Source organism: Psychrobacter sp. VH5 (assembly GCF_050572635.1).
Taxonomy (GTDB): Bacteria; Pseudomonadota; Gammaproteobacteria; order Pseudomonadales; family Moraxellaceae; genus Psychrobacter; species Psychrobacter celer.
In genome coordinates this window covers 1,970,518-1,982,486 of sequence record NZ_CP192145.1, presented here as the reverse complement: position 1 = coordinate 1,982,486, position 11,969 = coordinate 1,970,518, and the positions used below count along the sequence as shown (strand labels likewise).

8 protein-coding genes are annotated in these 11,969 nt (G+C 48.1%); 4 read left to right on the top strand and 4 right to left on the bottom strand.

From position 1 onward, the window contains the following. The first annotated feature begins 232 nt into the window (after nucleotides 1-232). From ACNFVB_RS08325 to ACNFVB_RS08315, 3 genes are all read left to right on the top strand, one after another. Nucleotides 233-1,513: a CNNM domain-containing protein gene (locus ACNFVB_RS08325; RefSeq protein WP_430738506.1), complete on the top strand. Its 1,281-nt coding sequence runs from the start codon at nucleotides 233-235 to the stop codon at nucleotides 1,511-1,513. Between the two features lie 371 nt (nucleotides 1,514-1,884). Continuing rightward, nucleotides 1,885-2,379 carry a hypothetical protein gene (locus ACNFVB_RS08320; RefSeq protein WP_274631736.1) on the top strand — a complete coding sequence of 165 codons (495 nt, stop codon included), beginning with the start codon at nucleotides 1,885-1,887 and terminating at the stop codon, nucleotides 2,377-2,379. Between the two features lie 273 nt (nucleotides 2,380-2,652). After that, entirely contained in the window at nucleotides 2,653-5,652 is a 3,000-nt protein-coding gene (locus ACNFVB_RS08315) for a LysM peptidoglycan-binding domain-containing protein (protein ID WP_430737174.1), read from the top strand. Between the two features lie 75 nt (nucleotides 5,653-5,727). Here the strand turns inward: ACNFVB_RS08315 and ACNFVB_RS08310 are convergent, their stop codons facing one another. After that, nucleotides 5,728-6,936 carry a transglycosylase SLT domain-containing protein gene (locus ACNFVB_RS08310; RefSeq protein ID WP_192992878.1) on the bottom strand — a complete coding sequence of 403 codons (1,209 nt, stop codon included), beginning with the start codon at nucleotides 6,934-6,936 and terminating at the stop codon, nucleotides 5,728-5,730. A 962-nt stretch (nucleotides 6,937-7,898) separates the two neighbouring features. Next, a complete protein-coding gene (locus ACNFVB_RS08305; protein ID WP_430737173.1) occupies nucleotides 7,899-8,729 on the bottom strand; it encodes a Nif3-like dinuclear metal center hexameric protein in 831 nt (276 codons plus the stop codon). 336 nt (nucleotides 8,730-9,065) lie between these two features. Between ACNFVB_RS08305 and ACNFVB_RS08300 the strand changes: the two genes are divergently transcribed. Beyond that, nucleotides 9,066-10,370 carry a S1C family serine protease gene (locus ACNFVB_RS08300; protein ID WP_430737172.1) on the top strand — a complete coding sequence of 435 codons (1,305 nt, stop codon included), beginning with the start codon at nucleotides 9,066-9,068 and terminating at the stop codon, nucleotides 10,368-10,370. A 91-nt stretch (nucleotides 10,371-10,461) separates the two neighbouring features. On the opposite strand, the gene yfaE is transcribed toward ACNFVB_RS08300, so the two are convergent. Both yfaE and nrdB read right to left on the bottom strand, forming a co-directional pair. Beyond that, entirely contained in the window at nucleotides 10,462-10,728 is a 267-nt protein-coding gene (gene yfaE, locus ACNFVB_RS08295; protein WP_288998452.1) for a class I ribonucleotide reductase maintenance protein YfaE, read from the bottom strand. A 103-nt stretch (nucleotides 10,729-10,831) separates the two neighbouring features. Beyond that, nucleotides 10,832-11,965, bottom strand: a complete 1,134-nt coding sequence (nrdB, locus tag ACNFVB_RS08290) for a class Ia ribonucleoside-diphosphate reductase subunit beta (protein WP_430737171.1) — start codon at nucleotides 11,963-11,965, stop codon at nucleotides 10,832-10,834. Nucleotides 11,966-11,969: the final 4 nt, after the last annotated feature.

Genomic DNA, 11,969 nt, shown 5'->3' with positions numbered 1-11,969 from the left:
TGGTAAGCTGTCCTTATAAAATGTCACGCGCAGCAGCCAGATGTTGGTTGTTGACTGACTGGGTTATTAGTTGCCTATAAGACAAGCTGTCAAGCAAGGTGGTGGGCATCGATGAGTGCCTGTTTATCGAGTATTAACCAGCTTTTATGCGGTAGATGCTCGGCGGCGCGTACTCATGATATTATCTTTTTCTTCTTTTCTGTTTAGGTTACCTAACTTGTCCACCTCTTTTATGTTTGTACCTCGTTTAAATCGTCCGCGGGCTTGTCGTCAAGATGAGTCAGCAGAACCTCCCCCAAAGATGTGTCGTCTTGCTCGTTTTGGTCGGCCGTTACTCGCGATGCTGCCGTTTCCTGCCGTCTTGCTACTACCGCAGCTGGCTTGGGCGGCTGACGCGGCGGCTGCACCAACAGCGCTGAATGTGATGCTGCTGATATTTTTTGTCGTACTGGCCATTGGCGTGTCTTTTGCATGTTCGTTGGCCGAGTCTGTTTTGCTGAGTATGACGCCGTCGTTTATCGCGGATGTACAAGAAAGCAACCCCAAAAAAGCGGAAATGCTTAAAAGCCTAAAAGTTGATAATATCGATCAGTCGCTGGCCGCTATTTTGACATTAAACACAGTGGCGCACACGCTTGGCTCTATCGGCGCTGGTGCCCAAGCGACTATCGTCTTTGGTAGTGCTTGGTTTGGACTGTTTTCAGCGATTATGACGCTGGCGATTTTGTTTTTGTCTGAAATTATTCCCAAGACTTTGGGCACACTGTATTGGCGTCAGCTTAGCGGTCTGGTGGCTTATTTTGTCCGCGGTATTATCTTACTGCTGTATCCACTGATTTGGATATCAGAGCGCCTCACCAAACTGCTGGTGCGCGGCAAAGAGCCGCAAACCTTTAGCCGCCGTGAGTTTGCCGCTTTGGCCAGTATCGGTGAGGAGTCAGGTCAGATAGACCCGCTAGAGTCGCGCATTATCCGTAACTTGCTGGCCTTTGGCGCTATCAAGGTTGAGGACATCATGACGCCGCGCTCAGTGATGCTCGCTTTTGAAGAAAATAAAACCGTGGCTGAGCTGCTGGTAGATCGCCCTAAGCTGACGTTTTCGCGTTTGCCGATTTATGATGGTGATTTGGACAATATTACCGGTTTTGTGCTAAAAACAGATATGCTGCTGGCCAAAGTCAACCACGCCATGCACAAACCGTTGACCCAGTTTAAACGAGAGATCACCTTTGTATTCTCAAAGATGAAGCTGTTTGACTTGCTAGAGCTGATGCTAAAAAACCGTGTCCACATTGCCATTACTGTGGGTGAGTATGGTGAGGTCAAAGGCTTGGTGACGTTGGAGGATGTGTTTGAAACCTTGCTCGGGCTGGAGATTGTCGATGAGATAGACCGCGTCGAGGACATGCAAGCGCTGGCACGGCAAATGATGGACAGACGTGTAGAGCGGCTCGGTATGAAGCTCAGTGATGATGAACAGTCTGAAGACAATGGCTCAGAAACCAAGTCATAACGCTAAGCGTGACTGATTACACTGCTCTGAGTTTCCGTCACTATCAAGTCTTATTGTGATAATCAGTGCGGCTTGATATGACGGTATACTTCAAGATAGTCTATCGTTATAGATGTTCGCAATAATTACACAGGGTGTCACATGGCTGTGAGAATTGAATGATAATCTCACACTATGATACGAGTCTACCGTGATTGGACTAAAAAAATTACCAAAATGGCTCGTAAAGTCAATATTAAGGCGTCAATACCTATACTCAGTATAGGTGGCCTATTTAGTCAAACGATAAATGCGCTTGTGGTCTCTACATCAATACATAGATAAATAGAAAATGTATGACCATAACGCCGATAATATCGCTAAGGATTATTATGAAACGAGTATGGGGAAACGGGCTTTTGGCTCTGATGATAAAAAGTACCAGTGTGGCTGCTATCGTTGCTGCTGCAAGCACCATCACGATCAATGCGCAGGCGGCGACCATGACCGAAGCGCTAGTAAAAAACTACGCCGCTGCCATGAAGTCATCAGCGAACAGCCAAAACATCAACCAAGTTGCACGTTTGGTCTCTGATGATGCGCTGATTTCTTTATCTAGAAAAGGAAAAACAACCAGTCTGGACAAAGAAGCTTATCTAAAACTGCTGCAAAACAGCTGGAACGACACCTCCAATTATCGCTACGATATCTCTGTCGATAACATCGTCATCACAGGCGGACAGGCCAAAGCCAATGTGACCACCAATGAAAGCTGGGTAAAAGATGGTCAGCAGGTCTCGTTTGTCACCACCTCGCGGGTGACCTTGACGCTCTCGACGGGCAATGCTGTCTTATTGCGTGCGGTCTCACAAGTGACTATTAATTAAGAGTATTTTATTAAAAGTATCTGATTAAGAGTAGCTAATTAAGACCATCAATCATTAAGATGGTGAATAAATACAGCTCATCCATGATATATAACCATTCCTTATAAGGTTTTGTTTATATATCTATACTTATATTCATAAAAGTCACAAAAAAGAGCGACCGTAATTTTTGCTTAAGGTCTTTACATCAGACTGGTCTTTGCTTTACATTGCAGACTATACTATCAAGCAACTTATCTCATTACTTCTTGTCGTTAGGAAACCTCCAATATCATGTCTACTGTGCTCTCAAACTCTCGCTCATTTATTGCGTTACCATTGACGCTTGCGGTATCGACGTTACTCATCAGTGCTTGTAGCAATACCTCGCCGGTAAAAAACAAAGGCGCGACCAACACCTCGGCGACGGTTACCAAGCGTGCTGGTAAGCAAGCAGCAAAATCTGCCACCACGGATTACTCTACCGCTTATCTTGATGCTGAAAGCTTAGACGAGTTAGCGGATTTGTTAGAAGCGACAGACATGACCATGGTAGAAGGCAACAAACTTGCCATTCAGCAATACGGTGATTTGTGGAATCGTTTGCGTGCCGGCTACCGTATGAACGGCGGACAGCCAATTTATAACCAGCGTATCGAAGCACAAAAAAGCTGGTTTACCAGTCGACAAGAGTATCTAAACCGTTTGACTGCGCGTGCCAGTCGTTATATTTATCACACAGTGCGAGAAGCAGAGCGCCGTAATATCCCAACCGAGCTGGCGCTATTGCCTGTGATCGAAAGCTCTTATGACCCAAGTGGGACCAGTAGTGCCGCAGCAGCTGGCTTATGGCAGTTTATCCCTAGTACGGGCCGTATTTATGGGTTAAATCAAAGCAGCACTTATGATGGTCGCCGTGACGTCATTGAGTCGACGCGCGCTGCCTATGATTTTCTGACCGCATTGCACAACCAGTTTGGTAGTTGGGAGCTGGCATTAGCCGCTTATAATGCAGGGCCCGGTCGTGTGCAAAATGCCATCGATGCTAATGCGGCTCGTGGTCTGCCCACGGATTACTGGTCACTTAGACTGCCCACCGAAACCATGAACTACGTGCCACGCTTTTTAGCAGTGGCCGAAATCGTTGCCAAGCCTGAGCAGTACGGTGTCTATCTACCAGCTATCGCCAACCGTCAGCATTTTCGCAGTGTGCCTGTCAATTATGGTGTCAGTTTATCGGAAGTATCACAAATCACAGGTGTCAGTTATGATGAGCTCGAAAGACTCAATACCGCGCTCACCTCAGGGCGTGTCGATGCCTCAGGCCCACAGCGGGTGATTATCCCTAATGATGTGAGCCTCAACCTAGACGCCAAGCTCAGCTCGCTGCGTGGTAATGGCATGGGTAATGTGTTGACTGCCAGTAATAACAGCACCACCACCACCACTAGCAGCTCAAGCTCACCAAGCTATAATAGTAAGCCTTATACCAGTTCTGCTTTGCCATCTACTGGCAGCGCATTGGCAGACTATGCCGCTAGCGCCAGTGTGCCGCAGCAGACGACGAGCTATATCTCGCCTACAACGACACAGACGAGCAGCTCGGTCTATAGCAACACCGCCGCCGTACATACTGAGCCGCCGTTGACCACCGCCGAGACCAATAAAATCAATGCTGAGCTAAAAAGCAGCAACAGCCTACCGACCACGTCTGCAAAAATCACTCAAAACAATACCATCGTTCAAGAGCCGCCTTTGAGCAAAGAAGAACGTGATTTTATTGCCAAGCAGATACGCAGTAGCACGCCTGAGACCAATGTCATCAACGCCGATGGCAACATTAACTTATCGGCGGTGCAGACGCAGCAGTCTATCTTGGAGGCGACAGGCGATGAAAAAAAACTGAGCTTTGCAAAAACGCCAGTCAGCAAGCCAAAGCCACAAGGCACACGTAGTACCTATACGGTAAAACGTGGTGATACGCTGTCCAATATTGCCAGTCGAGCTGGCGTGAGCTGGCGCGATATCGCCGAATGGAACCAAATAGATGCCAGCGCCAAGCTGCTGTCTGGCAGCACCTTGTATCTATACAATGCCAAGCCCATTAAGCCTCTGAGCAGTGCGAGCAGCACAGTGGCCAACCAGCCAGAAAGCTATGTGGTACAAGGGGGTGATACGCTGATCGGTACGGCCAACCGTTTTGGTCTATCGGTCACGCAGTTGGCCAGTTACAACAACCTAAGTAGTCGCGCGGATTTACTCAGAGGTCAAAAGCTATGGCTGGTACCTGGCAAAGTCACTGCGCCTGCAACGACACCTGCCGCGCCATCATCAAAACCCAGTAAGTCTGCCACGGCGACCCAGAGCTACCGAGTAAAACCAGGGGATGGCTTGATCGCTTTGGCGCGTCAGTTCAATGTGCCAACCGCTACTTTGGCCAGTCTCAACGGCCTTAACAGCACAGACTCTCTATATGTCGGGCAAACCCTAAAAGTACCTGCCAGCGCAGACATAGACGCGGCCTCTCGTACTAGCAGCAGTAGAGCGCAGAGTAGTACAAGCTCAGTGGCAACCACCAGTTATAAGGTAAAATCAGGTGAGACTTTAATTGGTATTGCCAACAGTATCGGCGTCAGTCCAGCAGAGCTGGCAGCGGTAAACAGTAACTTTGATGCCAAAGCTCGCCTGCAACGTGGTCAAACGATTAAAGTGCCTGCGCCCAAAGATATCGTTGATCGTCAGCTAAATGATAAAGCGGTCAGTTATAAGGTCAAATCCGGTGATACCCTAACGGGCGTGGCAAGACGTTACAATATCGGTCTGAGTGACTTGGCTGCCGCCAATAACCTAAAGACCAACTCAAACTTGATACTAGGCCGTACCATTACGATTCCTGCTAGCGGTAGCCCAGTGGGCTCTCGTGTCAGCAGCCAAAGCAGCAATGCGACGAGCAATACCTCAACCAGTACAGTCAGCAGTGGCAAAAAGCTTGGCAATACCGAAAACTACAAGGTCAAGTCAGGCGATGGCTTGATTGCGCTTGCTAGAGAGTTTGGTGTATCGGTAGAAGATCTGGCGGCGACCAATGATTTGGCAACCAATGCCCAACTGCAACGCGGACAGACGCTAAAAGTACCAAAAGCAACCGTCAGCTATACCGTAGGCTCAGGAGATAGTCTCATCGGGCTGGCGCGTAAATACGGAGTGTCGACCCAAGAGTTGGCAGATATGAATAATATCGCAGCCGACACCATGCTACAACGTGGTCAGCGTCTGACGGTACCCAATCGTTAATAGCGTATATAGTCATCACACAAAAAAGCGGCCCTTATCATAAGAGCCGCTTTTGCGTTTTTGAGTGTCATGTCATTAGACAGTTTGCGTCTTAATGGTTTCAAGATAGCTTCTGATATTGCTGACATAGTGCATCGCTTGACCATATCGGCTGTTAGAAGCTCTGTGTTCTGCGAGATAGGCATAGACGTTGGCCCAGCTCTTATCATCGATGCCTTGCGTGCGCAGTTTACGCTGGATGCTTTTGACCGCATTTGGGCCCATATTGTATCCTGCTAGTGCAAACCAAATTCGATCAGACTTTGGCACATCAGCGAACTCATCTTTCATTTGCTCTAAATAACGCGCGCCGCCGCCGATGCTTTGATACGGGTCCACACGGTCTGATACGCCCATCGCTTTGGCAGTATTGTTGGTAAGCATCATCAGGCCGCGTACGCCGGTGGGCGAGACCGCATTGGCATCCAGATGTGACTCTTGATAGCCCATCGCAACCAACAGCTCCCAATCATGATTGTAGTTACGTGCTTGCTCCTCAAAAGACGACTGATAATCAGGCAGCCTCTCTGTCAGTGTTTTTTTAAAGTGATCTTGACTATAAGCGTCTTTTAGTAGGGTTTGATTATAAAACGCGGCCAGCTTTTGGGTGTTTTTTAGCTTAATACTATCGCACAAAAAATAACTGGCTTTTTGTGACAATGGATCATCAGGGGCATTAAACGACCAGCTGACCTTTGGATGCAGGCCGTTTTTGGTCAAACTGGCATCATAGCCGCAGCTGACGTTAATGGATGACAAATTTAGCTGGCTTTTTAGTTGAGTACTGGCGGTGGTCAATGCCATGTCCGCCTCACCAGATTTTAGAGCATGTAAGGCTGCTTCTTCGCTGGCGTAGGCTTTTAGGTCGATATCGACACCGAGCTCGTCAGCATAAGTACGTACCAAGTCAAACCCAAAACCATGCTGAAACCCATCGGTCGCAAAATACGTGCTATTTCCTGGGACAGCAGCGACGGTCAAGGTATTGTCTAGCATGACATGGTCATAGGCCGGTACGCTCGCCTGCATCGTCGTTAGGCTCTCAGCAGGTAGCGAGAGCAGGGCGATACTAGACACTTGCGCCAGTTTTTTGGTCTTGGCAAACCGATTTGAAGTAGTAGGGGTAACGGATGAAACGATGTTACTTTTGGTGTTTGGTAGGCGCTTAGATGGACGCAGCAGATAAGAAATACGGCGTTTGGCCCCTTGCGCTGATACTTTCACACGATAAGTAATACGCTGCATGGATGTCTCCTGATTTTAGCCATCCTACTTACCGTAAATGCTCGCTTGTGTATGCCAATAGCACATATACCGAGGTTGCATTTCAACTGAAGGACACGGTTAAATAACTGTCGTGTGCGCTCAGTTTGTTTATTAAAAAGTCGTGCCGCGTATGAGTTTTCTATAAACACGTGCAGCGCTGTCACAGCCAAGTATCTATTGTCAAAAAAAGCTTATCAAAAAAGCCACGCCTGCAAAAAACAGACGCAAAAACCCCAGAAAGCGATAAATCAGATGATTCCTTCATCGACAATAGATAAGACTGAACGTAACGACTCCCTAACAAACACAGGTAAGGTCATGATTAAATTATTGAAACAAGCACGTAGATACCTGTATCAAAGCGGCGCCAAACCATGCGTCTCAATGATAAAGTCAATACACTACGCTAATATCAGCAGCGGCTTACTCTTTATATCGTTTAGGGTAGAGTAAACTGCCAATCATATTTGCTGTTCAGCGATACAGGGTTGTTCGTTTTTTATCCAGTCATAACACCGACTGACAAAAAACATCAAACCACCATCGCAACACCAAGATAGTAATACGCCGCTAAAGCCGCGCGCCCTCTCACTATAGAAAATAAGTATATAGATAATAAGCCGTGCGTAAGTCTCGCAAAACTCAAGTCTCGTAAAACTCAAGTTATAGATAAATAGTAACGCTAAATGGCTGTCTATTATCTATTTGTTGTCTATCTTGGTGCCATAACCGGAAGCTGTAATAATGGGAAGTTTCATGACAAAACGTTCTTTGTTACAGGTAGTAATATGCGGTTACTGGTTTTATTATTCAAGTAGAGTTAAGAAATTAGCGATAAAACTTAACAATTTGCTTATAAACGGTCAAATTTGGCTGTATTATGAAGTAGAAGCTAAAAAGTATTGGTGTTAAGCTTTACTTGTGCTGGGTTGATGCCGACTCTAAGCGGGGTTATCGATATCGATAAAACGCACAGATAGACCAAATTGTTGAGCGATGATGTCTCCGAGGGCTTGAATCCCTGCGCGCTCTGTTGCGTGATGGCCACATGCAAAGTAATCAATCCCAAGCTCACGGGCGCTATGGGTCGTGCGCTCTGATATCTCGCCTGAGATATAAGCATCACAGCCCATGGCTGCGGCTTGCTCGATCATATCTTGCGCGCCGCCAGTACAGATGCCGATACGTTTTAACAGTTTTGGGGCTGCTGTATCTGCGGCTTCATCTGCCAAATACTGATAATGACCTGAGATATGTAGCGGTATGCGTCCTAGAGCTTGCGTGATGGTCTGAGTTAGGCTTTCGGCGCTTTGCGGCGGGCACGTGGCAATATTGCCGACGGGATGCGACTCATGAGGGTATAGCGCCTCTGTGATGGTCAGCCCTAACATCTCGGCGAGCTTGGTATTATTACCGATTTTTGGATGAGCATCGAGCGGCAAGTGGTAGCCAATCAGCGAGATTCCGTGTTGCATCAATTTACGAATACGCTGGCCTTTCATGCCAGTGATGGTCATCGGTTCGCCTTTCCAAAAATATCCATGATGGACCATAATCGCATCGGCGTCCTCGGCGATGGCAGCATCGATGAGTGCCTCGCAAGCCGTCACGCCAGTCACGATGCGTCTGATAGGCCGGCCGCCATCGACTTGTAGGCCATTTGGTGCATAGTCTTTAAATGCGCTGGCAGACAGATAGTCATCACAAAACTCAGTCAGCGCTTGGGCAGTAATCGTCATATCGGCAGAGGGCGGGGTATCGTGAGCGGTCATGGTGGTTCCTTGTTGTTATTTGCGTTATTTGGTTGGCCAGTGAGACAAACAATCTGCATTTTAGCATGACAGTGCCAAAGAGTAGACAAGGCCAATAACTGAAATGGTACACGATGCGTTACTATTCGGTAGCATGGGCAGTTATAATTTGCCTATGGTGGGTCAGCTTTAGAACTGACGATACACAAGACCACTTAAGCGATAGCGTTTTGCTGCTGATATTTGCTATGCTATTGCTCACAGTAGGCCAGTAGTAACTGGCCTGCGATTTGTCTCGGTTTTATTTATCATTGTTTTTTTATTGTTTGTGTGCATCAAAATTATAGAGGTTTTTATATGTCGCCATCCCCGAACACCAATAACAAGGCGTCTGTGTTAAAGTGGCTTCCTTGGATCTTATTGCTGCTAGTATTGGCAGCGTTTACCTGGTTGTTCATGAGTATGAAAACGACGTCAGAGGCGACATGGGAGCCACCGAGGACGTCACCTGCTGAGCAGCAAGCATCGGCTCCTGTCGCTGATACGCCTGCACCGATCTCCTCTTATCATAATGCCGTCGCCCGCGCGTCACAGTCGGTCGTCAATATCTATACTACGCAGACCATGGCCGAGCATCCATACATGAATGACCCTGTCTTGCGCCGTTTTTTTGAGTTTCACGGCGGGCCATCGCAGGATCAAGGCTCTACCAACTTAGGCTCTGGGGTGATTGTCTCAGAAGACGGCTATATCGTGACCAACGCCCATGTCATCGAAAAAGCCGATGAAATCACCGTCGCGTTTAATGACGGGCGTAAGAGCCGCGCCAAGATCATCGGTACCGATCCTGATAGTGATTTGGCGGTGATCAAAGTCGATATGACCGGACTGACGCCGCTTGGTTTCCGCGAGGATCCTATCCGCGTCGGCGATTTGGCCTTGGCCATTGGCAACCCGTTCGGTGTCGGCCAAACGGTGACGCAAGGGATCATCTCCGCCACTGGGCGTACTGGTCTTGGGGTCAATAAGTTTGAAGACTTTATTCAGACTGATGCGGCGATCAACCCTGGTAACTCAGGCGGCGCGCTCGTCGATGCGCATGGCGAGCTGGTCGGTATTAACACCGTGATATTTTCCCGCTCTGGCGGCTCGATGGGCATCGGCTTTGCTATTCCGACCGCCCTTGTCGAGCAGGTGATGAATGCCTTAATCAAAGATGGCAAGGTCAGTCGTGGCTGGCTGGGTATCGAGATTCAGTCACAGCTTCGTGATCCTACGCAGCTTGAGACCTCGACCGGTGTAGAAGTATTAAACGTCATCGACCAAAGTCCTGCGGCCAAAAGTGGCCTACGAGTGGGCGATATTATCTTGACCATCGACGGGGTCGAGATGACCGATGCCAATACCTTGATTCAGTATGTGGCCCGTAAGCCGCCCAATACTGAGCTCAATGCCCAGATACTACGCCAAGGCAAAAACGCGCAGGTAAAAATCGTATTAGAGGAGCGTCCGGTACAAGAGCCAACCCCGCGTCCCGTCATCATTCATGACGAAACGCTTGGCGGTTCTGGTCAGCCATACTTACCAGATGAAGAGGTGCCGATGATGTCAGAGGCAGAGCGTGATCGTATGCGTGAGGAGCTACTTAAGCTGTTTGAGTAGGGTATAGAGGTCGGTAACTGCCACAAAAAAGCGCGCTACCTCAAAAGGTAGCGCGCTTTTTTGTGGCTTCTGGTTTTAAAGTGAGCCGTCTTTATTTAATCACGGGCTCATGATTGATATGAATAACCCCTTGCACACGACAGCAGCAAGGTAGGATCTCATCTTCATCTATCATCGCCAGCGGCTCAAATGGATAGTCGACGCTGTGTGAGCTTGAGATACGCTTGACGCGGCAGCTACCGCAGTAGCCTTCGCGGCACTGATAGTTGATATCGTGCCCAGTACGCAGTAAGCCGTCTAGCAAGGTCTCGCTATCATGCAAATAAAAGCGCTGTTTGCTGGTCACTACCCACGTCATTGCCCAAGCTCCTGATGGTCATTTTTATTGGTGTTTTTTGCCTTGATGATAGCGCGCCTGTATGACAGCGATATGTCATCGACGCGCTAATAACATCTAAAAATTATAGCTCAAAGTCATCAAAGTCGCTGTCTGATAGATCAGAGTCGATCTGACCGACCAAGTATGAGCTAATCTCTGTCTCTTGCGGTGCCACTTGTACGTTGTCAGACGACAGCCACGTATTAATCCATGGGATAGGGTTGGATTTTGAGTTCGGGAACGCCGCTGGCAAGCCGACCGCTTCCATGCGCAGGTTGGTGATGTATTCGATATACTGACAAAGAATGTCTTTGTTTAGACCGATCATCGAGCCGTCTTTGAACAGATAACCTGCCCATTGTTTTTCTTGCTCGGCAGCCTTGCGGAAAATCTCGATACTTTCATCAAAACACTCTGCGGCAATCTCGACCATCTCAGGATCATCTTTACCATTACGCATCAGATTGATCATGTGCTGAGTGCCGGTCAAATGCAGCGCCTCATCACGCGCGATTAGTTTGATGATCTTGGCGTTGCCTTCCATCAATTTTCGCTCAGCGAAGGCAAACGAGCAGGCAAATGACACATAAAAACGAATGGCTTCTAGGACGTTGACCGCCATGATGCACAGATACATCTGTTTTTTGAGTGACTTTAGATCGACGGTGATCTGCTCGCCATTGATATTGTGTGTACCGGCACCGTATAGGCTATACAGCTGCGAGCTGCGGTACAGATCGTCATAATACTGCGCAATATCAGAGGCGCGCTGCAAGATATGCTCGTTTTGCATGATGTCGTCAAAAATAAGGCCAGGGTCATTGACGATATTGCGGATGATATGGGTATAGCTGCGCGAGTGAATGGTTTCGGAGAATGACCACGTCTCGATCCAAGTCTCCAGCTCAGGGATAGACACCAGCGGGAGTAGCACCACGTTTGGGCTGCGGCCTTGGATAGAGTCGAGTAGGGTCTGATACTTGAGGTTGCTCAAAAATATATGCTGCTCGTGCGAGGAGAGATTGCTAAAGTCGATACGGTCGCGTGACACATCGACTTCCTCTGGACGCCAAAAAAACGACAGTTGTTTTTCGATCAATTGCTCAAAGATTGGGTGCTTTTGCTGGTCATAACGCGCCACGTTGACTGGCTGACCAAAAAACATCGGCTCTGTCAGCGCATTGTTTGGCGTTTGAGAAAAAATCGAGTACGTCATTGTT

Coding starts and splice junctions, on each gene's coding strand:
- ACNFVB_RS08325 (WP_430738506.1), top strand. CDS start 233: ATGTTTGTACCTCGTTTAAATCGTCCGCGGGCTTGTCGTCAAGATGAG.
- ACNFVB_RS08320 (WP_274631736.1), top strand. CDS start 1,885: ATGAAACGAGTATGGGGAAACGGGCTTTTGGCTCTGATGATAAAAAGT.
- ACNFVB_RS08315 (WP_430737174.1), top strand. CDS start 2,653: ATGTCTACTGTGCTCTCAAACTCTCGCTCATTTATTGCGTTACCATTG.
- ACNFVB_RS08310 (WP_192992878.1), bottom strand. CDS start 6,936: ATGCAGCGTATTACTTATCGTGTGAAAGTATCAGCGCAAGGGGCCAAA.
- ACNFVB_RS08305 (WP_430737173.1), bottom strand. CDS start 8,729: ATGACCGCTCACGATACCCCGCCCTCTGCCGATATGACGATTACTGCC.
- ACNFVB_RS08300 (WP_430737172.1), top strand. CDS start 9,066: ATGTCGCCATCCCCGAACACCAATAACAAGGCGTCTGTGTTAAAGTGG.
- yfaE (WP_288998452.1), bottom strand. CDS start 10,728: ATGACGTGGGTAGTGACCAGCAAACAGCGCTTTTATTTGCATGATAGC.
- nrdB (WP_430737171.1), bottom strand. CDS start 11,965: ATGACGTACTCGATTTTTTCTCAAACGCCAAACAATGCGCTGACAGAG.